General features: G+C 44.5%; 22 protein-coding genes. 14 read left to right on the forward strand and 8 right to left on the reverse strand.

The window, feature by feature from the left end; all coding sequences use genetic code 11:
• Window positions 1-24: 24 nt before the first annotated feature.
• Both lmr(B) and lmrA read right to left on the reverse strand, forming a co-directional pair.
• Window positions 25-1,464 (reverse strand): lincomycin efflux MFS transporter Lmr(B), encoded by a 1,440-nt coding sequence (gene lmr(B) / locus NST79_RS01630; RefSeq protein WP_212060597.1) that lies wholly within the window; start codon window positions 1,462-1,464, stop codon window positions 25-27.
• A gap of 38 nt (window positions 1,465-1,502) precedes the next feature.
• Complete coding sequence (lmrA, locus tag NST79_RS01635) at window positions 1,503-2,069, reverse strand: transcriptional regulator LmrA (RefSeq protein WP_003246449.1); 567 nt, start codon at window positions 2,067-2,069, stop codon at window positions 1,503-1,505.
• 216 nt (window positions 2,070-2,285) lie between these two features.
• Between lmrA and ansZ the strand changes: the two genes are divergently transcribed.
• Window positions 2,286-3,413: an asparaginase AnsZ gene (ansZ, locus tag NST79_RS01640; protein ID WP_015252898.1), complete on the forward strand. Its 1,128-nt coding sequence runs from the start codon at window positions 2,286-2,288 to the stop codon at window positions 3,411-3,413.
• A gap of 162 nt (window positions 3,414-3,575) precedes the next feature.
• The gene (lipA, locus tag NST79_RS01645; RefSeq protein WP_003246250.1) at window positions 3,576-4,214 is read left to right on the forward strand and encodes a lipase LipA; all 639 of its coding nucleotides are present in this window, start codon (window positions 3,576-3,578) and stop codon (window positions 4,212-4,214) included.
• 37 nt (window positions 4,215-4,251) lie between these two features.
• Here the strand turns inward: lipA and NST79_RS01650 are convergent, their stop codons facing one another.
• Window positions 4,252-4,635 (reverse strand): RDD family protein, encoded by a 384-nt coding sequence (locus NST79_RS01650; RefSeq protein WP_017695030.1) that lies wholly within the window; start codon window positions 4,633-4,635, stop codon window positions 4,252-4,254.
• A gap of 234 nt (window positions 4,636-4,869) precedes the next feature.
• On the opposite strand from NST79_RS01650, the gene NST79_RS01655 reads away from it, so the two are divergent.
• Window positions 4,870-5,946: a helix-turn-helix domain-containing protein gene (locus NST79_RS01655; RefSeq protein ID WP_003234762.1), complete on the forward strand. Its 1,077-nt coding sequence runs from the start codon at window positions 4,870-4,872 to the stop codon at window positions 5,944-5,946.
• A gap of 39 nt (window positions 5,947-5,985) precedes the next feature.
• Here the strand turns inward: NST79_RS01655 and natK are convergent, their stop codons facing one another.
• Complete coding sequence (gene natK, locus NST79_RS01660) at window positions 5,986-6,942, reverse strand: two-component system sensor histidine kinase NatK (RefSeq protein ID WP_181216761.1); 957 nt, start codon at window positions 6,940-6,942, stop codon at window positions 5,986-5,988.
• Between the two features lie 12 nt (window positions 6,943-6,954).
• Complete coding sequence (gene natR, locus NST79_RS01665; RefSeq protein ID WP_003234759.1) at window positions 6,955-7,656, reverse strand: two-component system response regulator NatR; 702 nt, start codon at window positions 7,654-7,656, stop codon at window positions 6,955-6,957.
• A gap of 143 nt (window positions 7,657-7,799) precedes the next feature.
• Here natR and natA point away from each other — a divergent pair, with 143 nt between their 5' ends.
• The 3 genes from natA (at window position 7,800) to NST79_RS01680 (ending at window position 10,769) form a co-directional block, all read left to right on the forward strand.
• A complete protein-coding gene (gene natA / locus NST79_RS01670; protein ID WP_015252894.1) occupies window positions 7,800-8,540 on the forward strand; it encodes a sodium ABC transporter ATP-binding protein NatA in 741 nt (246 codons plus the stop codon).
• Window positions 8,541-9,701 carry a sodium ABC transporter permease NatB gene (gene natB, locus NST79_RS01675; protein WP_003234755.1) on the forward strand — a complete coding sequence of 387 codons (1,161 nt, stop codon included), beginning with the start codon at window positions 8,541-8,543 and terminating at the stop codon, window positions 9,699-9,701.
• Between the two features lie 135 nt (window positions 9,702-9,836).
• Entirely contained in the window at window positions 9,837-10,769 is a 933-nt protein-coding gene (locus NST79_RS01680; RefSeq protein ID WP_212060600.1) for an aldo/keto reductase, read from the forward strand.
• A 38-nt stretch (window positions 10,770-10,807) separates the two neighbouring features.
• Here the strand turns inward: NST79_RS01680 and NST79_RS01685 are convergent, their stop codons facing one another.
• The gene (locus NST79_RS01685) at window positions 10,808-11,872 is read right to left on the reverse strand and encodes a DUF4352 domain-containing protein (protein WP_003234750.1); all 1,065 of its coding nucleotides are present in this window, start codon (window positions 11,870-11,872) and stop codon (window positions 10,808-10,810) included.
• 22 nt (window positions 11,873-11,894) lie between these two features.
• Window positions 11,895-12,026 (reverse strand): hypothetical protein, encoded by a 132-nt coding sequence (locus NST79_RS01690; RefSeq protein ID WP_003246334.1) that lies wholly within the window; start codon window positions 12,024-12,026, stop codon window positions 11,895-11,897.
• A 173-nt stretch (window positions 12,027-12,199) separates the two neighbouring features.
• Here NST79_RS01690 and NST79_RS01695 point away from each other — a divergent pair, with 173 nt between their 5' ends.
• Both NST79_RS01695 and NST79_RS01700 read left to right on the forward strand, forming a co-directional pair.
• Window positions 12,200-13,618: a YcdB/YcdC domain-containing protein gene (locus NST79_RS01695; protein WP_212060602.1), complete on the forward strand. Its 1,419-nt coding sequence runs from the start codon at window positions 12,200-12,202 to the stop codon at window positions 13,616-13,618.
• A gap of 186 nt (window positions 13,619-13,804) precedes the next feature.
• Complete coding sequence (locus NST79_RS01700; protein WP_212060604.1) at window positions 13,805-15,166, forward strand: YcdB/YcdC domain-containing protein; 1,362 nt, start codon at window positions 13,805-13,807, stop codon at window positions 15,164-15,166.
• Window positions 15,167-15,173: 7 nt separating this feature from the next.
• On the opposite strand, the gene cwlK is transcribed toward NST79_RS01700, so the two are convergent.
• On the reverse strand, window positions 15,174-15,677 hold the full coding sequence (cwlK, locus tag NST79_RS01705) for a peptidoglycan L-alanyl-D-glutamate endopeptidase CwlK (RefSeq protein ID WP_017695036.1): 504 nt from the start codon (window positions 15,675-15,677) through the stop codon (window positions 15,174-15,176).
• Window positions 15,678-15,799: 122 nt separating this feature from the next.
• On the opposite strand from cwlK, the gene rapJ reads away from it, so the two are divergent.
• The 6 genes from rapJ to znuB all read left to right on the forward strand — a co-directional run bounded on the left by rapJ (window position 15,800) and on the right by znuB (window position 22,212).
• Window positions 15,800-16,921: a response regulator aspartate phosphatase RapJ gene (gene rapJ, locus NST79_RS01710; protein ID WP_015715201.1), complete on the forward strand. Its 1,122-nt coding sequence runs from the start codon at window positions 15,800-15,802 to the stop codon at window positions 16,919-16,921.
• Between the two features lie 107 nt (window positions 16,922-17,028).
• Window positions 17,029-17,805, forward strand: a complete 777-nt coding sequence (locus tag NST79_RS01715) for an SDR family oxidoreductase (RefSeq protein WP_015382686.1) — start codon at window positions 17,029-17,031, stop codon at window positions 17,803-17,805.
• Window positions 17,806-17,829: 24 nt separating this feature from the next.
• Window positions 17,830-19,515, forward strand: coding sequence for an alpha-glucosidase (locus tag NST79_RS01720; protein ID WP_212060606.1), 1,686 nt, complete (start codon window positions 17,830-17,832; stop codon window positions 19,513-19,515).
• A 187-nt stretch (window positions 19,516-19,702) separates the two neighbouring features.
• Entirely contained in the window at window positions 19,703-20,662 is a 960-nt protein-coding gene (locus NST79_RS01725) for a metal ABC transporter substrate-binding protein (RefSeq protein WP_003234733.1), read from the forward strand.
• A gap of 54 nt (window positions 20,663-20,716) precedes the next feature.
• On the forward strand, window positions 20,717-21,412 hold the full coding sequence (znuC, locus tag NST79_RS01730) for a zinc ABC transporter ATP-binding protein ZnuC (protein ID WP_003234730.1): 696 nt from the start codon (window positions 20,717-20,719) through the stop codon (window positions 21,410-21,412).
• Complete coding sequence (gene znuB, locus NST79_RS01735) at window positions 21,370-22,212, forward strand: zinc ABC transporter permease ZnuB (protein ID WP_003246340.1); 843 nt, start codon at window positions 21,370-21,372, stop codon at window positions 22,210-22,212. The genes znuC and znuB overlap by 43 nt, the downstream gene beginning before the upstream one ends.
• Window positions 22,213-22,249: the final 37 nt, after the last annotated feature.

Genomic DNA, 22,249 nt, shown 5'->3' on the forward strand with positions numbered 1-22,249 from the left:
AACATTAGTCAGGGGCTTTTCATATTAATGATCTACCTTCACGCGCTTCATAAAGAAAGCGCCAATTAAACCGATAATGGCAACAATCATTGTAAACACAAATGCGTGCTGTACACCCGCTGTCAAAGCTTGCGGGATGACTGCCGGATCGGCAGGGTTTTTAACTGTACTCATATAATCATGCTGGCCTGCAGCCATAATGCTGACCGCAACCGCTGTTCCGATAGCGCCAGCCATTTGCTGCAGCGTGTTCATAATGGCGGTGCCGTCTGGATAAAATTCGCGCGGCAGTTGGTTTAAACCGTTTGTCTGTGCAGGCATCATGATCATAGAAATCCCGATCATCAAGCAGGTGTGCAGGATGATAATCAGCACAGCTGTTGAAGTGGTCGTGACATTTGAGAAGAACCATAGTACAACGGTGACAATCACAAATCCCGGAATGACAAGCCATTTCGGCCCGTATTTATCGAACAAGCGGCCTGTAACAGGGGACATAAATCCATTTAAAATACCGCCCGGCAAGAGAACAAGACCAGATGCAAATGCAGTGAGGACTAAGCCGCCTTGCAGATACATCGGCAGAAGCAGCATAGATGACAGAATGACCATCATACAAATGAACACCATGATCACACCCAAAATAAACATCGGGTATTTGAACGCACGGAGGTTCATCATCGGCTGCTTCATTGTCAGCTGGCGGATTGAAAATAGGATAAGGCCGACAACGCCGACAATCAGCGACACGATAACAGTCGGGCTGGACCATCCCCCGGAGCCTTCACCCGCGTTGCTGAATCCGAACACAATGCCGCCGAAGCCAATCGTCGACAGGATGATAGACAATACATCGATTTTCGGCTTTGTCGTTTCAGATACATTCTGCATATATGCGATACCGAAAACAAGCGCCAGCACAAGGAATGGAAGAGAGATCCAGAAAATCCAGTGCCAGTTGAGATGCTCCAGAACCAATCCTGAGAAAGTCGGGCCGATGGCGGGCGCGAACATAATGACAAGCCCGATCGTTCCCATTGCGGCGCCCCGTTTATGAGGCGGGAAAATCACCAAGATTGTGTTAAACATCAGCGGCAGTAAAAGACCGGTTCCAAGTGCCTGAACGATCCTTGCCGCCAATAAAAACGGGAAGCTTGGCGCGAGTGCCGCGATCAAGGTTCCTATAATTGAAAAGATTAGTGACACGGTAAAAAGCTGTCTTGTTGTGAACCACTGCAACAGCAGTCCTGAAACAGGAACAAGGATACCGAGTACAAGCAGGTAGCCCGTCGTTAACCATTGGACGGTTGCCGCTGTAATGTTCAATTCCTTCATAAGGTCGGTTAACGCAATATTCAGTGCTGTTTCACTGAACATGCCGATAAAACCGGCCAACAGCAAGGAAATCATAATCGGCATCACTTTGTATTGCTGAGATGCTTTAGCTGTTGTTTCCAAAATCATTTCCCCTCTCTATCAACTGCATGTAGTATGTCGTTTTTTTATCTCTTCAGCAGGTCAGGAATGCAGCTGGAGATATGAAGGAGCGGCGTACTGTTTTTTGCCGTCAAAGATAAAAGGATGCCGCCTTCAATCATCGCGTTAACCACAGTGCTGGCTTCTTTTGCACGGCTCTCGCTGCAGCCAGTCTGCCGCAGTTTTTCCTCATATACAGAGGCCCATTCTTTGTAGGCTTCATGACAGGCTTCGCGCAACGGTTCGCTTTTCAATGACGTCTCAGCCGCTAGCAAGCCCACAGGCAAGCCTTCAATGTCTTCCGTACATGAAAACTGGCAGGAGAGCTCCTTCAAAAAGGCTTGAATGCCTTCCGCTGGATCGGTGCAGGCTTCCATGCAGTCCGCGATTTTCTGACGGATATACTCCTTCATCTCATTCACGGCTTCGATCGCAAGCTGTTCTTTACCCCCGGGAAAGTGGTAGTAAAGAGAGCCTTTAGGCGCGCCGCTTTCCTTTATAATCTGGTTCAGCCCCGTGCCGTAATACCCTTGCAGCTGAAAAAGCCGGGTAGCTGCCGAAAGGATTTTCTCACGGGAATCTCCATAACTCATAACATTCCCACCTTACTGAATTGCAATCAAAAATATAGTGACTGGTCTATTATCTTGATTCAATCATCAATTGTCAAGAAAAATTCATTGTATGAAAAGACAAAAAAAGAAGGATATGACAACAAAAAATACTGAGAGAAAAGCTCACTGATCTTTTGACTGAATAGATAAAATGTACAATGATTAATCATCATATGAATGTAAGGAGAGAAATAGATGAAAAAACAACGAATGCTCGTACTTTTTACCGCACTATTGTTCGTTTTTACCGGATGTTCACATTCTCCTGAAACAAAAGAATCCCCGAAAGAAAAAACGCAGACACAAAAAGTCTCTTCGGCTTCTGCCTCTGAAAAAAAGGATCTGCCGAATATTAGAATTTTAGCGACAGGAGGCACGATAGCTGGTGCCGATCAATCGAAAACCTCAACGACTGAATATAAAGCAGGTGTTGTCGGCGTTGAATCACTGATCGAGGCAGTTCCAGAAATGAAGGACATTGCAAACGTCAGCGGCGAGCAGATTGTTAACGTCGGCAGCACAAATATTGATAATAAAATATTGCTGAAGCTGGCGAAACGCATCAACCACTTGCTCGCTTCAGATGATGTAGACGGAATCGTCGTGACTCATGGAACAGATACATTGGAGGAAACCGCTTATTTTTTGAATCTCACCGTGAAAAGTGATAAACCGGTTGTTATTGTCGGTTCGATGAGACCTTCCACAGCCATCAGCGCTGATGGGCCTTCTAACCTGTACAATGCAGTGAAAGTGGCAGGTGCCCCTGAGGCAAAAGGGAAAGGGACGCTTGTTGTTCTTAACGACCGGATTGCCTCAGCCCGATATGTCACCAAAACAAACACAACCACAACAGATACATTTAAATCAGATGAAATGGGCTTTGTCGGAACAATTGCCGATGATATCTATTTTAATAATGAGATTACCCGAAAGCATACGAAGGACACGGATTTCTCGGTTTCTAATCTTGATGAGTTGCCGCAGGTTGACATTATCTATGGATACCAAAATGACGGAAGCTACCTGTTTGACGCTGCTGTAAAAGCCGGAGCAAAGGGGATTGTATTTGCCGGTTCTGGGAACGGGTCTTTATCTGACGCAGCCGAAAAAGGGGCGGACAGCGCAGTCAAAAAAGGCGTCACAGTGGTGCGCTCTACCCGCACGGGAAATGGTGTCGTCACACCAAACCAAGACTATGCGGAAAAGGACTTGCTGGCATCGAACTCTTTAAACCCCCAAAAAGCACGGATGTTGCTGATGCTTGCGCTTACCAAAACAAATGATCCTCAAAAAATCCAAGCTTATTTCAATGAGTATTGAAGAAAAGAAGGCGAATAAGCCTTCTTTTTTTTGGCTTTTTAGGACCAATAATGACCTCTGAATCTTAAAATTTCTTTAAAAATAAGCCAAAATTACCCTTTACTTAATTAATTTGGTAACGTAATATAATTGGAGAATTTGTTACAAAAAAAGGAGGATATTATGAAATTTGTAAAAAGAAGGATCATTGCACTTGTAACAATTTTGATGCTGTCTGTTACATCGCTGTTTGCGTTGCAGCCGTCAGCAAAAGCCGCTGAACACAATCCAGTCGTTATGGTTCACGGTATTGGAGGGGCATCATTCAATTTTGCGGGAATTAAGAGCTATCTCGTATCTCAGGGCTGGTCGCGGGACAAGCTGTATGCAGTTGATTTTTGGGACAAGACAGGCACAAATTATAACAATGGACCGGTATTATCACGATTTGTGCAAAAGGTTTTAGATGAAACGGGTGCGAAAAAAGTGGATATTGTCGCTCACAGTATGGGGGGCGCGAACACACTTTACTACATAAAAAATCTGGACGGCGGAAATAAAGTTGCAAACGTCGTGACGCTTGGCGGCGCGAACCGTTTGACGACAGGCAAGGCGCTTCCGGGAACAGATCCAAATCAAAAGATTTTATACACATCCATTTACAGCAGTGCCGATATGATTGTCATGAATTACTTATCAAGATTAGATGGTGCTAGAAACGTTCAAATCCATGGCGTTGGACACATCGGCCTTCTGTACAGCAGCCAAGTCAACAGCCTGATTAAAGAAGGGCTGAACGGCGGGGGCCAGAATACGAATTAATGAAAAACAAAACCTTGAAGAATGCTATTCTTCAAGGTTATTCTGCTTTCAGCACAATGGTTTTCGCAGCCATATCATGAACGGTTTGTTTTTTCTTCGTAAATGCGGCAGTCAAATAGATCAGGCGGGAGAACACATGCACCCACGCTATGATGTAGCGGACAATCGCCTGTAGGAGAGAAATTTTCTCGTGTGTTTCGTCCCTCACGATTTGCAGCCCGATGATTTTTTTGCCCAGTGTGCCCTTCCAATTTGTCAGCGGCATCAGCAAAGGGTACACAATCAGCATCAATATGGCGACAATAATGACACCGGCGGACCCATCGCCAAACGTAAATCCGGCTGCCAAAATCACTGCTGCGGCAATGATTACATCAAGTAAAAGAGCGCAGGCGCGCAGCATGAAACCAGCTAGTTCCAATAGAAACACTCCTTAAAATGTTAAATAAACACCTAATGATTGTAAAAAAGAAGGGCCTAAAGTGGGAATAGGTGATAAGCCTTAAATCACAAAAGTTGGTGAAAATGTCATAGGTAAATTGGCATAATCAGCCAGCTTATCACATTACCAAATTCTTTTTTAGCCCGAAACCAAGCCCTCAGAAGTTATTTTTGTTAAAATAGAAAAGTTACAACAGAATTCGGAGGGTTTATTGTGGGAAAAGTGAAACGAAATGCCCCTTGCCCATGTGGCAGCGGCAAGAAATATAAAAAATGCTGCGGAAGTAAAGTTGTCGACTTCCCGGCGGAACTAGCGGCAAAAGAAGCGAAACAAATTCAGGAAGACTTAGTGGAGTATGCCTTCACAGTACATAGAGAAAGCATTTCAGGCTTTATCAACCAGCATGATTTTCTTTCTGCTATGGACAGACAGACGAAAGACATCAGCGTATTTAACTTAGGAATCTGGGGAATCTTCTTCCACCCGCTTGCTGGTGAGAAGACAATCTTCGAAGAGTACCTTCAGAAAAAAGGCGATTCGATCACTCGTCCGAAAACGCGTGAGATCGTAGAATCATGGCAGAGCATGACGCCTGCTTTATTGCTGCTGAAGGACCTGAAGGAAGGCATCATTCACTTTGAAGATGTCATTACGGCAAAACAATTCGAAGTGGAAATGGACGCCAGCAATCAAGACCTTCCTCCAGTGGGAAGCCTGATTCTTGGATACCCAATCCACGAAGCGGAAAAAGCAGAATTCTTCATGCAGTTCACGATCTTCCCGGTGAAGAGAACAGAAGCGCTGATCAGCAAGGTGAAGAAATATGCGGATGCCGCTGTGAAGGAAGGCAAAACGCCGGAGGACTTCATGAAGCAGGAATTCAACAACGTTCTGTTCGCGTTGTTAGCTGAGAAAGATGAAGAGCCACAAGCAGAGAAAGCGGAAGTAAGCACTGTTGAGTGGGCAAACGACTTGGAGAAAGAAACCGCTGCGGCTATTGAAGAAGGCATGAGCGGGGAAGAGTATCCGACTGAATTGATCCCAGCTGTTATTGACATCTGGAAAACATTCTGCGAGAAAAAATCACCTGTCATCAGAAAGCCGGAAGCTTTTGCGGCGGCAGTTGAATATTATGTAAACGCAATTTCTCTTAACGGCGCGTCCGTTTCTCAAGCTAAACTGGCGAAAAAATACGGCGTCAGCGCATCAACGATTTCCAGCCGTTACAAAGAAATTGAAAGCACGCTGCAAGATGAAGCAGATCGTTTTGCACAAGCGTTATCCTCATAATGAAAAAAACCTTGAAAAGCTTGGCTTTTCAAGGTTTTTTTATTTCTGAAACGGAATTTTGATTTCTAACCGGAAGACGGGGTGGCGGTAGGTAAAATCCAGCCTGCCAAAAGCGCTCTTCACCAGTTTTTGAATGATATATGTGCCCATGCCTTCATGAGCGCCGTTTTTCGTTGAGCGGCCAAACGATTGATAGATTGTATCGAGCACTTTTGGGTCCATCCCGGGAGTGCTGTTTTCACAAGTCAGTACATAAAGTCCGCTGCGCAGTGAAGTCTCCAGTTTAATCTCTGCTTTTTCTCGGGCCTCCGCCGCGCTGTCGAGCGCATTTTCTAATATGTTGCCGACCAAGCTGACCTGATCAGCAGGCGAAAACGGAAGGGAAGAAAGCGGTGTATGCATATGCAGCGAAACACTCACATTCGAGGCGCGGGCTTTTTCTAAAAAATCATAAAGCACCCCTGCAACGTACGCGTTCTCTCCTTTTAAAAAACGGTCATATTGGCTGTATTGATCCGCCCAGTTTTGAATATATGCTTGTGTATCTGCCTTGGGCTGAGCTGATTTGATTGCAGTGATATGTTTCATTGTGTCATGATTCCGGCTTCTCACATCAATCAGCATTTGATTGGCGTGCTGTTCAGCTTGAGTCAGCTTATCAATTTGATCAGAAAGCCTTGCCTGTAAAGCAGACTGTCCGATACGGAGCCCTTCACACCCTGCAAATATCGCGATTACACATAATGCCTGCATGATGTCTGTGCCGATCAGCACCACTCCCGCCGACATCACTTGAATCACGGCAATCCATGCACAAAGCCCTGAGGAACAGTGTTTCCACACCCGATTCGTATTCCAAATGTACAATCCTGCAGCAGCTGCGCCTAAAACAGCGGTGAGCCAAGAGGCGGCTGTGCTGTGTGAAAAAGCAGCAGCTCCCTGATAACATATGAAACTAAATAAAACCAGATAAAGACATTGAAAAAGGGTAATCACGTTCTGAACTCCTCAAAAGTAGTAGTTTTGAAAATAATCAAGCTGCTGCTTGGTGATCATCGCTTTTTTAGACGTTCCCTCAAAGGAAACTGTGAATGAATGCTTGGTATAAGCGGAAAAATGCTTTATGTAATGAATGTTGATAATAAAGGAACGATGCGAACGAAGAAAATCCTTTTCGGGCAGGTCGCCTTTAATATCATTTAATGTTTGATACGTTTGCACCTCTTCGGCGGTTGTCACAATCGTCGTCGAACGTCCCGTCCGTTCTGCGAAAATAATATCCTTCTTTTGCAGGACGTGCATTTCAGACTTTTGCTTTATCAATATACGCCCATTCAAACTCGTTTCCGTTTTCTTTTTCAAGTACCGGTCGAAGGAAGCGGCCAGACGGTCGGCATAGTACGGCTTCATAATATAATCATGGACGTTCAGGTCAAAGGCGTGAACCGCATAACCGCCGTGGCCGGTAACAAAAATCACATCCACATCAAGTGAATGGGATTTGATCAAATCAGCAAGCTCGTAGCCAGACATATGGGGCATCTCGATATCGGCAAGCAGCAGATCAATGTCTCCGTTCTTTACCCGCCTGTAGGCTTCCTTCGCTGAATCGGTGGAAAAGACAATTTCGACGTCCTGCATTCTGGACACGATCGCTTCCAGCTTCTCTAAATCTACTCGATAATCATCTACAAGTCCGACTTTTACCATTATCATTCCCCTAGTTACATAGAATCATCTTTATTCTATCCCATTTCACGACATAAAAAGAACTCTTCGCGACAACTTTATCCAACTAATCCAGCTTTTCGTATATAGTCATTACTAGAAATAAAGATAAGGGAGATTGTGACATGATTACACTGACCGATTGCAGCCGCAGGTTTCAGGATAAGAAAAAAGTAGTCAAAGCGGTGCGAGATGTAAGCTTAACAATTGAAAAAGGAGAAGTCGTCGGCATTCTCGGAGAAAACGGTGCCGGCAAAACGACGATGCTGAGAATGATTGCTTCCTTGCTTGAACCATCACAGGGTGTAATCACAGTAGACGGCTTTGACACGGTCAAGCAGCCGGCTGAAGTCAAAAAAAGAATCGGTGTCTTATTCGGAGGAGAAACCGGGCTTTACGACAGGATGACCGCTAAAGAAAATCTCCAATACTTCGGCAGGCTGTATGGGCTGAACCGCCACGAGATCAAAGCAAGAATAGAAGATTTATCGAAACGGTTCGGCATGCGCGATTATATGAACCGGAGAGTGGGCGGGTTTTCGAAAGGCATGAGGCAGAAAGTCGCCATTGCCAGAGCGCTGATTCACGATCCGGACATCATTTTATTTGATGAGCCGACAACTGGGCTTGATATTACGTCAAGCAACATCTTCCGAGAATTTATACAGCAGCTGAAAAGAGAACAAAAAACGATTCTTTTCTCCAGCCACATTATGGAGGAAGTGCAGGCGCTCTGTGACAGTGTCATCATGATTCACAGCGGAGAGGTGATTTACCGAGGGGCGCTTGAATCACTATACGAGAGCGAGCGCAGTGAGGATTTGAATTACATCTTTATGTCTAAGCTTGTCAGGGGGATTTCTTAAATGCTGAGCCATATTTATAAAAAAGAAATGATCGACGCTTTGCGCGACAGAAAAACGATTTTACTCACAATTTTAGTGCCGATGATTATGATGCTTGGACTTGTCTTCTTTTATGAAAGCATGCTGTCCGACAAAGGGGAGCAGTACACGCTGGCTGTCGGCCATTCGCTTCCGCCCGCACTGGAAAGCAAGCTTAATGAGATTGACGAAATCAGCGTAAAAACATTTGCAAAGCCTGAAGAGGCAGTTGATGAAGGAAAAGCAGATGCCTATCTGAACGTCCCGAAAGAGTTCGACTCATATGTCAACAGCATGACACCTTTTAAGGTTGATGTTTACGGCAATTCAATCGATCAAGGGTCTTCAAATGCCATGCAGCTTGTGCAGTCTGCCTTAGATCAGTACAAAAATGAAATTGTGCAGCAACGTTTAACAAATAAGCATATTGATCAATCGGTGATCCAGCCGTTTACGATTCAGCAAAAGGAAGCGGATGAGGAGAAAGGGACTTCCGCTATTATGCTTTCCGCCATTCTGCCCATGCTGATTCTGACTTCCATTGTTTCCGGCGCAATGCCGATCGCTCTTGATATCATGGCCGGTGAAAAGGACCGAAAGTCAATCGAGGCGCTGTTATTAACGCCAGTCAGCAGAAACAAAGTGCTGGTCGGCAAGTGGCTTGCGGTTTCCACTTTTGGCGTGGCTTCAGGTGTATTTGCTTTGGTGTTTTTGATTTTGTCCACCGTGTTATTTACCGAAAATTTAAAAACGGCCTTCCAGCTGGGAGATCATATGTGGAGTGTAATCGGCGCTTCAGCGCTAATCATTGTGCTCTCTGCATTGCTGATATCTGCGATGGAGCTTTTCATCAGCATCATGTCCAGCTCGGTAAAAGAAGCACAAAGTTATATGTCTCTCGTCGTCTTTTTGCCTGTATTCCCGATGTTTTTCATCTTCAGCAAGGCACCGAACCAATTTGACTTATCATACTTTCTCATCCCGTTTCTGAACCTGCATGCGTTATTTAAACAGCTCTTATTCGGGATGGTTGATCCGGCTGCCATTTTGTCTACGTCAGGAACCATCGCCGTGCTGATCGCCATCTTCTTTTTACTAGCCAGAGCCTGCTTCCTGAAAGACAAATGGGTTCTCCCAAAATAAACTTGCGAAAGGAGAAATACACTTTCTCCTTTTTGTATATCCTGAAAAAAGAAGGAAAATAGAAAAAGGATATCTAATACAAAAAGTGACCCTGCACTATTTTTCATCAAAATTGGTTTCAAAGGAGAAGGAACAATGGATCAAACACGTACACTCGGCAAAACGAAGCTGAAGGTGAAGCGGATCGGATTCGGCGCGAATGCGGTCGGCGGGCATAATCTATTTCCAAATCTAAATGATGAAACAGGGAAGGATTTAGTGCGCACGGCATTGGATGGCGGCGTCAATTTTATCGATACCGCCTTTATATATGGATTGGGGCGATCTGAAGAATTAATCGGCGAAGTCGTACAGGAACGCGGCGTGCGGAATGAGCTCATCATCGCCACCAAAGGAGCTCATAAAGAAGTGAACGGCAGCATTGAATTAGACAATAGCCGGGAGTTTCTTCGCAGCGAGGTCGAGAAGAGCCTAAAGCGGCTGAAAACAGATTACATTGATTTGTATTATGTTCACTTTCCGGATGGAAAAACACCTCTCGCTGAAGTGGCGGGCACTTTGAAAGAGCTGAAGGATGAGGGGAAAATCAAAGCAATCGGCGCTTCGAACCTCGATTATCAGCAATTGCAGGATTTTAATGCTGACGGCTATTTGGAGGTCTTCCAGACCGAATATTCTCTCATACAGCGTGATGCCGAGAAAGAGCTTCTTCCATACTGTGAAAAACAAGGCATCTCCTTTATTCCTTACTTTCCGCTTGCGTCCGGACTGCTGACAGGAAAATTCACGCAAGACACAGTCTTTGATGATTTCAGAAAGGATAAACCTCAATTTCAGGGTGAAACGTTTATCCACAATCTCAAAAAAGTAGATAAGCTGAAAGCAGTAGCGGAGGAAAAACAAGCGGATACGGCACATGTCGCCTTGGCGTGGCTGTTAACGAGACCGGCGATTGATGCCATTATTCCAGGAGCTAAACGACCTGAGCAATTACAGGATAACCTGAAAACCTTGAACATTGAACTCACCGAAGACGAAGTGAATTTCATCAGCGACATTTTTAAATAAAAAGGAAATAGCCGTCAAGGCTATTTCCTTTTGGTGTTTTATTCTTTGATGAATGCTTCGACTAATTCTGCTGCTCTGTAATCATCCATATCAAGCTGCCATTGATCGATGTCATTTTTCTTCATTTTCACTTCAACTGTTTTTTCAGATGAAGCAGGTCCAAGCTTTTTGAATTCCTCAGGGTAGACTTGAAGCGCGTATTTCACTGCCTCTTCATAGCTGGCACTAGAGTTTTTACTGTAGTAGTCTTTCACTTTGTCTTCGATACGGTCTGAAAGAGAAGATGCATCTACAGGTTTAACTGTGGCTTCAACAATTGCTTCGTCTTTAGAGATTGAAGTCGTTTTTGCTTGAATGGAAGAGTTTTTGCTTAATCCCTCTTTAATGCCGTTCACGATATTATCAAGCGCTTTGCTGTCCGCATATGTGCTGGAAAGGCCGGAAGCTGAGAGATAACCGTCTTTGGCTGATTCATTGAAATCATTTACAATTTCATTTTTGTTAGCGCCGGTGATTTTTTCGAAATCGGCGTTATCTTTGCCGAAAAGAAGGACATCAACATAAGCTGATAACGCTTTTGCAGAATCTTGAAGCTTATCTGCCGTCGCCAGGATTTTTTTGTCTTTTCCGTCAATTTTAAAAGTAACTGATTTTGGCTTTTTATCACCGTAAGATTCCGGCGTATAGTTGAGCTCGTATTGCTTGCCTTTATCTACAACGAAGAAAAGATTTCCTTCAACGGATTTGTCAGCGTTAATCGTGCTGCCTTGAAGCTTTTCGCTATAGTCTTCAGGGTCTGTGTCAGACATTTTGGTATCACCTTGATACAATGTGAAATCCATACTGTCTACATTCAGCGGGTCTTTTCCTGTGTTTTTCACCGCGACATTGACTTTTAACACAAGCTGGTCATCTGAAGTGGACTTATCATATTTAGACGGAAGTGTGTAAGAGACATCCTTGATTTTGACTTGAGCTATATCTGAGCTTTTTTCTGTTTCTGATTCTTTCTTCTCCGCGCTTGTTTTGCTGCCGGAACAAGCAGCTGTAAACATCATCAGCAGAAGAATTAGGAAAACAGCGTACGTTTTTTTCTGAAACATTCATTTTTCCTCCTCAAATGGTTTAGGAAAGGGGAGTCTTTTGTCTTTGAGAAATGGATCTTTTTGAATGGATTAGCATCATATAACCAAAAAAATCAGTTCTTTTCTCACGGTTTTCACCGGATTTTCTGGAAACTCCGCCCTCCTTTGTCATGAATGGACCTATAAAAAGTTACAACGGAATTAATTTTAAGATTATTAGCTTTTATATTGAATAGGTTCATCATCCTATTTTTGGTGAAAAATGTTCTGGTAAAACTGGTAAACTCAGAAAACTGTGTATTTTAGACTATTACTTTTTGATTAGTTGGAGGGAACTTAAGAAGGATGAAAGGGGCCGCCTTTGTGAAGAAAGAGGGACTGAAACAAAAAGCACTGGAAATCGGCCGGGTGCCGACACACTTAAAACTGGAAATTGAAGATTATGGCGGTGATGATAAAAGAGCTCATTTTTGTTGGGCAGATCCTCAGGATGAGAATACCGGCATTATCGTGGAGCTTGGACCGGACGGAGAGCTGGAATCCCTTTCCCGTGATATTGAGCCTGAAAGCGGAGAAAGGCTGTCTGAGGAGAAACTAGAGGATATCATGCGCCAATTTGTCGAGACTCATCATCCGGGGGCACTCTCTGCCTTTGTTCGTGAAGAAAATGACCGTGCATACGGCGATAAAGTGAGATTTTCATATGTTCAAATGGAGGCTGGGCTTCCTCTCCCCATGAGCGGATTTATGGCTGATGTTTCCTTATCAGGTGAGATTGTTTACTTCCGTTATTACGGCGAAGCGGGCAGCATCATCAAGCCAAAGCGGGTCGCGGATGTTGAAGAGGCACTTGCCTTTATCAAGAAGGACGTGGAGTTCGACCTTTTGTTTCAGGTTCTCCATCGTTCTGTTTACAAAAACGGAGATGATCAGCCGCATTTGGTGTACGAGCCTGAATGTAGGGCGATTACCGTACCTGCGGATTTGGTTCAAGAAGAACAAGCAGTTGATGATGACGATGATTACAGGGAGCCGGAGAGCTTTCCTCTCCCTTTATTCGAGGGCATCCGCGAAAAGGCCGATCCTGACAGCATGATTGGTATTGAAAAAGGGTTTGTCAAAGAGCGGGAAGCGGATTTGGGAAATGGGAGAATCGGAATCGTTTGGCGGAATCCGGATGACCCTGTTTATCAGCCGGCGGATAAAAGCATGGACAGCTGGTTTAAGGGACGGACTCATCAAGTGCTGAAAACCATCTATCACAAAGAAACCGGAAAACTCGAAGGCGTCATGTCATTTATGGAGAAAAAAGGGCCGTTGACAGTAACTGAGGCAGAGTGCGAAAAAATAGCGCTTCGCTTTCTGTTTGCTTTATTTCCGAATGCCGATCAATATTTTAGGATCAGATACGATGAAAATGATGAAGAAGAAAACGCAGTCGCTGGTTTTACATTTGAGGCGCATTGTCACGGGGTTCCGATCCGATTTGGGCAGATCAGAATTTGTGTCAGCCGCCAGACAGGGTATATCACCGTTTATATGGGACCGGATATTGACCCAAATAAGCTGGCAACCATTGATCCTGTGCCGGCTATTTCAGTTGAACAAGCCAAGTCTATCTTTTGGCAGCATTTTAAAGTTGAGCTTGGCTGGGAAAGAGAGTACGGAGATGATGAAGAACACAGCTACCGGCTCGTCTATAAGCCGGTGTATCCGCGTTTTATCGATGCACATACAGGAGAGCCTGTCTTCAGCTCATGGTAAAACAGCCAAAAGTCACGCAATTGCCTCAGGTATAGAAGAGAGTATGTGATGAAAGTAACAGAAAGAATCTCGAAAAACAATGACAATAATAGAAAAGGACCTTTCTTCACTTTAAATGAAGAAAGGTCTTTTTATATAATAAACAGGATTCTCTTTGTCGTAGACTCTTTGAAAGGGATGACTTCATTGGTTAATAAACAGCTGAAAAAGAAGGCGCAGGAGATCGGAAATGTACCGACGCATTATGAGCTTGAGATAGAAGATTACGACCAAAAGCAAAAGAAGAACGGGCAGGCATATTTTATCTGGAAGGACCCTAAAGATCCGGAAAAGCACATTACAGTTGAACTTAGAAATGACGGCGCTTTGCTCACCTTTTCAACAACTGTCCGCTCCGAGACAGACAAACAACTTCCAGATGCCGAGCTGAAGCTGACGGCTCTTCAGTTTGCCGCTGCCCATCATCCCGGCACATTTATGAATTTTAATTTTCAAGGCAAGGAAGAACGGAGGGAGCACATCCGGTTTGTCTATACCAAAATGGAGCTGGGGCTTCCGATTCCCAATTCAGGCTTTTTAATTGATATGACACGCAGCGGTCAGATTGTCCACTTTCTATATTACGGGGAAGGGCATAAAGCCGAAGTTCCGACGGAATTTGTAGCAAAAGAGAAGGTTGTGTCCCATTACTTAAACACAATGTCTTTTGAGCTGATGTACGATGTCATTGATGGCGAACAGGAACCAAGGCTTGTATATGAACCGATTCTCCCGGGATACAGCTATCCCGCAGATGTAGACGAAATTGTGCCCGACCAGCATATCGCAGATGAAAGAATAGAAAACACGGCGCCACTGCCGCCGCTTCAGTACAAGGAAGAAGTTGATATATTTGCCTTGCTGGGTTTTACCTCTGATATGCAGAAAGTCAGTGAAAGAGACTTTGGAGAACAAATTGGAAGCACGTGGCGCAGGGGCGCTGCGCCGGAGCGTAAGGATTTAAGCATAGGAAGCTATTTTGAAACGAGAAATAAAAACACAATCAAAATGAAGACGGATAAAAGAACAGGAAAATTAAAAGCAGCGCTTTCTTTTATGGAGCGGCCGAACAACCGCCAATGCTCCACGGAAGAATGCCAAGAGATAGCGCTTCAATTTTTGTATGCCCTCTATCCGAGAGCGGCGGAGTTTTTCAGGGTGAATCCCGTCCGAATTGATGAAAGAGGGAGAGTCCGCAACCATTTTTCTGTCTGGTATAAAGGAGTGCCGCTGCGGTTCGGCGCTGCCCGCATCATTGTCAATCCGGAAACTGGGTTGATTGACGCTTTTATGGCGCCTGATATTGAACCTGAACAATTGGAAGCGATAAATCACAGGCCGGATGTTTCCGCTGAAGAAGCGAGAGAAGCGTTTTTAGCCGCTTTTGATGTGAAGCTGGAATGGCAGCCTGACTTTACTGCAGGCAGTGACCAGCACTACAAACTTGTCTATAAGCCGGTTTACCCTTCCTATATTGATGCGCACATAAGGAAAAAGAAAAGGCTGTGAGGGGTGTCTAGTTAGGAATCATCTCCAAGTGGGGGTAGTCCTTGAATCGTTTCCAATCCCCGCCCCATTCAAAACCGAGTGTCTTAGCGATCTCGACAACCTCCAGCCAATCTGATTTTCCGTTTTGATTGCCGTCATATTCCATATCCCATATGATGCTTCCATCCTTTTTTTGAAGGGCGAAATCAATCGCTAAACCATAGTTATGATACGATTCCCCTCCTCTTGCATAGGTGACAATATTCCCTTTTTTTGTACGTCCCTGTTTATATAATTCATCTTGTTCCTTAAAGGACCTGAATCCTTCAGTAATGACGACGGTAATGCCTTTATTCGCTGCAGCGGCTTTGAGTGCATCGGCATTCTGCTTCACAATCGGATGAAGATCCGAGGGGACAGGCATGTCCTGCAGGGCGTTTTGAGAATGCCATTCATGCCGAATATAACTAAAACAAAGATCTAGAAGAAATAGAATACATAAGATAACAAATGTTTTTGCGGGTAACTTCATATCGGTCTCACTTTCTCAAGATGTGCTGAATGTTAACGCTTTTAAGTGATTGACTCTCTCTAAAAGCGAACAGTTATGATAAAATATAACATAAATAGTAGCAGGAGGAAGGAGGCAGACCGATGAGAGCAAAGATTCCATCAGAAGAAGTAGCAGTAAAGCTGAATGAATGGTACAAGCTCATTCGCGCATTTGAAGCAGATCAAGCAGAAGCGTTAAAGCAGGAGATTGAATACGATTTAGAAGATATGGAAGAGAACCAGGACTTGCTTTTATATTTTTCTTTGATGGAATTCCGGCATCGAATCATGCTTGATAAGCTGATGCCGGTGAAAGACAGCGACACCAAGCCTCCGTTCTCTGATATGCTGAACGAAATTGAAAGCAATCAGCAAAAACTCACGGGCTTATTGGAATACTACTTTTATTATTTCAGAGGAATGTACGAATTCAAGCAGAAAAATTTCATATTAGCGATCGACCATTATAAACATGCCGAGGAAAAGCTCGAGTATGTCGAGGATGAGATCGAAAAAGCTGAGTTTCTATTTAAAGTCGCAGAAGTGTATTATCACATCAAACAAACGTATTTTTCCATGAATTATGCGAGCCAGGCGCTTGATATCTATACGAAATATGAACTGTACGGTCGCCGCCGGGTTCAGTGTGAATTTATCATCGCCGGAAATTTGACTGATGTGTATCATCATGAAAAAGCACTGACCCACTTGTGCAGCGCTTTAGATCATGCCAGGCAGCTTGAAGAAGCATACATGATCGCCGCTGCCTATTATAATGTCGGACACTGTAAGTACAGTCTGGGTGATTACAAAGAAGCGGAGGGCTATTTCAAAACAGCCGCCGCCATTTTTGAGGAGCACAACTTTCAGCAAGCTGTTCAAGCTGTATTTTCACTGACCCATATCTACTGTAAAGAGGGAAAATACGACAAGGCAGTAGAGGCGTATGACCGCGGGATAAAGAGCGCGGCTGAATGGGAGGATGACATGTACTTGACGAAATTCCGCCTCATTCATGAGCTGTATCTTGGAAGCGGCGACCTGAACGTGCTTACAGAATGCTTTGACCTGCTGGAATCCAGGCAGCTTCTTGCCGACGCCGAAGATCTGCTGCATGATACAGCGGAACGTTTCAATCAGCTGGAACATTACGAGTCCGCCGCTTTCTTTTACCGCAGGCTGATGAATATTAAAAAGAAGCTTGCCGAGCAGCGTTTTCAATAGGAAATGGCAGAGAACTACAGGTTCTCTGCTTTTTTTGTGCTGTTTTCAACTCGGAAAAACAGGGTATTTTCCACTGCATAGTGAGAAATCAGAGGAGGATATCAAGTATGTACAAAGATTTAACCGGAAAAACAGCGATTGTGACAGGGTCTTCAAAAGGAATCGGGAAAGCCATTGCGGAACGGTTCGGACAGGAGAAAATGAATGTTGTTGTAAATTACCACAGCGACCCGTCTGGAGCCGATGAAACTCTGGAAATCATTAAGCAGAACGGAGGGAAAGCCGTCGCAGTTGAGGCGGACGTGTCAAAAGAAGAGGGGATTCAGGCGCTCTTGGACACAGCCTTAGAGCATTTCGGCACGCTCGATGTGATGGTAAACAACTCCGGTTTTAACGGTGTTGAGGCGATGCCGCATGAGATGAGTCTTGAAGATTGGCAGAGAGTGATTGATGTCAATGTTACCGGAACCTTTCTGGGAGCGAAAGCAGCACTTAACCACATGATGAAAAACAATATCAAGGGCAATGTGCTGAATATCTCAAGTGTTCATCAGCAGATTCCGCGCCCTGTCAACGTTCAGTATTCCACATCCAAAGGCGGCATCAAGATGATGACGGAAACGCTGGCGCTCAATTATGCGGATAAGGGAATCCGCGTCAATGCGATAGCGCCCGGCACCATTGCCACAGAATCAAATGTTGATACGAAAAAGGAAGAGAGCAGGCAAAAACAATTGAAAAAAATCCCGATGAAAGCCTTCGGAAAGCCTGAAGAAGTGGCGGCAGCAGCGGCTTGGCTCGTATCTGAGGAAGCAAGCTATGTGACCGGCACAACACTTTTCGTCGACGGCGGAATGACACTTTATCCATCTCAGCTTGAATAGAAGACAAAACAGGGGGATTGCGGGATGAAAACGGACTGGTGGAAGAATGCAGTGGTGTACCAAATTTACCCGAGAAGCTTTCAGGACAGCAATGGAGACGGAATTGGGGACTTGCGGGGGATTATTTCCCGTCTTGACTACATAAAGGAGCTCGGGGCAGATGTGATTTGGATTTGCCCGATCTATCCTTCTCCGAATGTTGATTACGGCTATGATGTGACAAACCATAAGGCGATTATGGATTCTTACGGAACAATGGACGATTTTCACGAGCTGCTGGACCAGGTGCATCAGCGGGGATTAAAGCTGGTGATGGACTTTGTGTTAAATCACACCTCGGTCGAGCATCCGTGGTTTAAAGAAGCGGAGCTGGACAAAAACAGCAAATACCGCAGCTATTATTATTGGCGTCCCGGCACAAAGAACGGCCCGCCGACGGACTGGCTCTCAAACTATGGGTGCCCGGTCTGGCAATACGAGGAGCACACCGGAGAATACTATCTCCATATGAATGCCGTCAAACAAGCTGATTTAAACTGGGAAAATCCCGAAGTTCGCCAGGCGGTGTATGACATGATGAAATTTTGGCTCGATAAAGGGGTCGACGGTTTGCGAATTGATCAGCTCCATCTCATTTCTAAGAAAGAATATCTTCCTTCGTATGAGGACTATATCAATCAGCAGGCAAAGCCGAAGCCCTTTCAGCCAAATGGCGAACGAATCCATGACTATTTAAAAGAAATGACAGATGAAGTGTTTTCCCAATATGATGTCATGTCTGTCGGAGAGGTCGGCAGTGTCACACCGGAAGAAGGCCTGAAATATACGGGAACAGATAAGCATGAGCTGAATATGATTTTTCACTTTCAGCATATGGAGCTTGATCAGCAGCCCGGAAAAGAATATTGGGATTTGAAGCCCCTTGAGCTTTCTGATTTAAAATCGGTTTTGACAAAATGGCAAAAGAAGCTTGAACATCAAGGCTGGAATACATTGTTTTGGTGCAACCACGACCAGCCCCGGATTGTGTCCAGATTCGGAGACGATGGGGAATACCGCAAAGCATCAGCGAAAATGCTGGCAACCGTACTTTATTTTATGAAGGGCACGCCGTATATTTATCAGGGAGAAGAAATCGGGATGACAAACGCGCCGTTTACCCGGATTGAAGACTACAAAGATATCCAAACGATCAATATGTATCATAAACGGGTGTTTGAAAAAGGCTATGATCCAAATGATGTGATGAGATCGATCTTAGCCAAAAGCCGGGATCACGCCCGGACCCCGATGCAGTGGAACAGCGGCAAAAATGCCGGATTTACTGACGGCACGCCTTGGCTGAAGGTCAATCCGAACTTCACCGCAATCAATGTGGAGGAAGCGCAGGGAGATCCTGATTCGGTCTTAATCTATTACAAAAAGCTGATCAGCCTGAGAAAGCAGTACGCTGACCTCATGAAAGGGAGCTTTGATCTTTTGCTTCCGGATGATCCGCAGTTGTTTGTATACATGAGAGAAAACAGTAAACAGCAGCTTTTGTCGGTCAATAATTTTTCAAAAGAGCAGGCTGTTTTTCAGTGGCCCAAGAACTGCGGCAAAGCTCAGGCCTCTCTGCTTCTCAGCAATTATAACAACGATGATCTTGCTGACGAAATGGTGTTCCGGCCTTATGAGAGCAGGGTCTATCTTCTGGACAAAACAAACTAATGATTGAAGTAGCCCGGCATTTTTAGCCGGGTTTTTTTAGTACATATATTCGCTCTGCAGGCGGGAAGAATAAATGAAAATGAAATTTATTCTTGCAAAACGTAATGACTTCGGTTTATTATGATATAGGATTACAAAATCGTTATCATTTTGATTTAAAGTTTCTGAAAAAGAGGGGATATACGATATGTTTAAAAAATGGAGCGGTTTGTTTGTGATTGCAGCGTGCTTTTTATTGGTTGCAGCATGCGGCAACTCATCAACAAAAGGGTCGGCGGATTCAAAGGGTGATAAACTGCACGTTGTCACAACGTTCTACCCGATGTATGAATTCACAAAACAAATTGTAAAAGACAAAGGCGATGTGGATCTGTTAATCCCATCTTCCGTTGAACCGCATGATTGGGAACCGACGCCGAAAGACATTGCCAACATTCAGGATGCTGATTTGTTCGTTTATAATAGTGAATACATGGAGACATGGGTTCCGTCAGCTGAAAAAAGCATGGGCCAAGGCCATGCCGTTTTCGTTAATGCAAGCAAAGGCATTGATTTAATGGAAGGCTCTGAAGAAGAACACGAAGAGCATGATCATGGGGAGCATGAGCACAGTCATGCAATGGACCCTCACGTATGGCTCAGCCCTGTTCTGGCACAGAAGGAAGTTAAAAATATTACGGCGCAAATCGTGAAGCAGGACCCGGATAACAAAGAATACTATGAGAAAAATAGTAAAGAATATATTGCAAAACTGCAGGATCTTGATAAACTATATCGTACAACCGCAAAAAAAGCGGAGAAAAAAGAATTTATCACGCAGCATACAGCTTTTGGCTATCTGGCAAAAGAATACGGCTTGAAGCAGGTTCCGATTGCAGGGCTTTCACCTGACCAAGAACCGAGCGCAGCCAGCTTGGCAAAGCTGAAAACATATGCCAAAGAACATAATGTAAAAGTCATTTACTTTGAAGAAATTGCATCCTCAAAGGTCGCAGATACGCTCGCCAGTGAAATCGGCGCGAAGACAGAAGTGCTGAATACACTGGAAGGCTTGAGCAAAGAAGAACAGGATAAAGGTTTAGGGTATATCGACATTATGAAACAAAACCTCGATGCCCTGAAAGATTCACTATTGGTTAAATCATAAGATAGTGTGCGCCGGAGGGTGCACACTATTTCTTTGTGAGAAAGGAAGATTAACATGAATCTCGTCTCATTGAAAGATATCGTTTTCGGCTATTCCCATACGCCTGTTTTAGATAAAGTATCACTTGATATTGAAAGCGGTGAGTTCGTCGGCATCACTGGACCAAACGGCGCATCTAAATCGACGCTCATAAAGGTAATGCTCGGCATGCTGAAACCGTGGGAAGGCACAGTGACGATCAGTAAAAGGAATACAGAAGGGAAACGCCTGACCATAGGGTACGTCCCGCAGCAAATTTCTTCATTTAATGCCGGATTTCCGAGCACGGTGCTGGAGCTTGTTCAGTCAGGCCGCTATACAAAAGGGAAATGGTTTAAACGTTTAAATGAAGAAGATCATCTTGAAGTAGAAAAAGCATTGAAAATGGTGGAAATGTGGGACCTCCGCCATCGTAAAATCGGTGATTTATCAGGCGGACAGAAACAGAAAATCTGTATCGCCAGAATGCTCGCCAGCAACCCGGATCTGCTGATGCTGGACGAACCGACGACAGCTGTTGATTACGACAGCAGAAAAGGATTTTACGAATTTATGCATCATCTCGTGAAAAATCACAACCGCACAGTTGTGATGGTTACTCACGAACAAAACGAAGTACAGCAATTTTTAGATAAAGTGATTCGATTAGAGAGAGGAGAAAAAGGCGGATGGAAATGTTTGACTTGGAATTCATGCGACGAGCTTTTCTAGCAGGCGGCATGATCGCCGTCATGGCTCCGATACTAGGAGTGTATCTCGTTCTCAGAAGACAGGCCTTAATGGCTGACACACTTTCACATATCTCATTGTCAGGTGTTGCCATCGGCTTTTTTCTCAGCACCAATATAACCGCAGCAAGCATAGTCGTCGTGACCATCGGCGCGATCGGAATTGAATACATGCGGCGGGCGTATCGGACTTATTCAGAAGTGTCCATTGCCATCTTAATGGCAGCTGGTTTGTCCTTCGCGATGTTTTTAATCAGCCTTTCCAAAGGCACAGCCAATATGAGCATCGATCAATACCTATTTGGATCGCTTGTGACAGTAAACCAGCAGCAGGTCTATATTATCAGTATTATCACACTGCTGATCCTGCTTTATTTTATTGTACTGAGAAGGCCGCTCTACCTGCTGACGTTTGATGAAGCTACAGCCAAAACATCGGGAATCAATACAAACGTTCTCTCGTTGTCATTCAGTATTGTCACAGGCCTTGCGATTTCAGTCATTATTCCGATCATCGGGGTCCTTCTTGTATCGGCCCTGCTCGTATTGCCGGCAGCCTTCGCCATCAGAATTGCAAAAGGCTTTAACATGGTTTTCATTACAGCCATACTCATTTCATTATTCAGCGTATTTACGGGACTGACATCATCCTATCAGCTCGGGACGCCGCCAGGTCCGTCTATTACCCTGCTATTGATCGTTTTGCTATTAATCGGATTTGCAGTTCAGGGAGTTTGGACGTTTATCAAAAAAGAAGCTCAGCGCAAAAAAAGAAGCCGATAACATGAAAAGCAGTTTTCCCTAGGGAAAACTGCTTTTT

The sequence above is a fragment of the Bacillus sp. PS196 genome (assembly GCF_037963555.1).
Taxonomy (GTDB): domain Bacteria; phylum Bacillota; class Bacilli; order Bacillales; family Bacillaceae; genus Bacillus; species Bacillus subtilis.

Coding starts and splice junctions, on each gene's coding strand:
- NST79_RS01715 (WP_015382686.1), top strand. CDS start 17,029: ATGTACAAAGATTTAACCGGAAAAACAGCGATTGTGACAGGGTCTTCA.
- lipA (WP_003246250.1), top strand. CDS start 3,576: ATGAAATTTGTAAAAAGAAGGATCATTGCACTTGTAACAATTTTGATG.
- natB (WP_003234755.1), top strand. CDS start 8,541: ATGCTGAGCCATATTTATAAAAAAGAAATGATCGACGCTTTGCGCGAC.
- NST79_RS01690 (WP_003246334.1), bottom strand. CDS start 12,026: ATGACAAAGGAGGGCGGAGTTTCCAGAAAATCCGGTGAAAACCGTGAG.
- natA (WP_015252894.1), top strand. CDS start 7,800: ATGATTACACTGACCGATTGCAGCCGCAGGTTTCAGGATAAGAAAAAA.
- NST79_RS01720 (WP_212060606.1), top strand. CDS start 17,830: ATGAAAACGGACTGGTGGAAGAATGCAGTGGTGTACCAAATTTACCCG.
- cwlK (WP_017695036.1), bottom strand. CDS start 15,677: ATGAAGTTACCCGCAAAAACATTTGTTATCTTATGTATTCTATTTCTT.
- NST79_RS01680 (WP_212060600.1), top strand. CDS start 9,837: ATGGATCAAACACGTACACTCGGCAAAACGAAGCTGAAGGTGAAGCGG.
- znuC (WP_003234730.1), top strand. CDS start 20,717: ATGAATCTCGTCTCATTGAAAGATATCGTTTTCGGCTATTCCCATACG.
- NST79_RS01725 (WP_003234733.1), top strand. CDS start 19,703: ATGTTTAAAAAATGGAGCGGTTTGTTTGTGATTGCAGCGTGCTTTTTA.
- rapJ (WP_015715201.1), top strand. CDS start 15,800: ATGAGAGCAAAGATTCCATCAGAAGAAGTAGCAGTAAAGCTGAATGAA.
- znuB (WP_003246340.1), top strand. CDS start 21,370: ATGGAAATGTTTGACTTGGAATTCATGCGACGAGCTTTTCTAGCAGGC.
- lmrA (WP_003246449.1), bottom strand. CDS start 2,069: ATGAGTTATGGAGATTCCCGTGAGAAAATCCTTTCGGCAGCTACCCGG.
- NST79_RS01685 (WP_003234750.1), bottom strand. CDS start 11,872: ATGTTTCAGAAAAAAACGTACGCTGTTTTCCTAATTCTTCTGCTGATG.
- ansZ (WP_015252898.1), top strand. CDS start 2,286: ATGAAAAAACAACGAATGCTCGTACTTTTTACCGCACTATTGTTCGTT.
- NST79_RS01695 (WP_212060602.1), top strand. CDS start 12,200: ATGAAAGGGGCCGCCTTTGTGAAGAAAGAGGGACTGAAACAAAAAGCA.
- natR (WP_003234759.1), bottom strand. CDS start 7,656: ATGGTAAAAGTCGGACTTGTAGATGATTATCGAGTAGATTTAGAGAAG.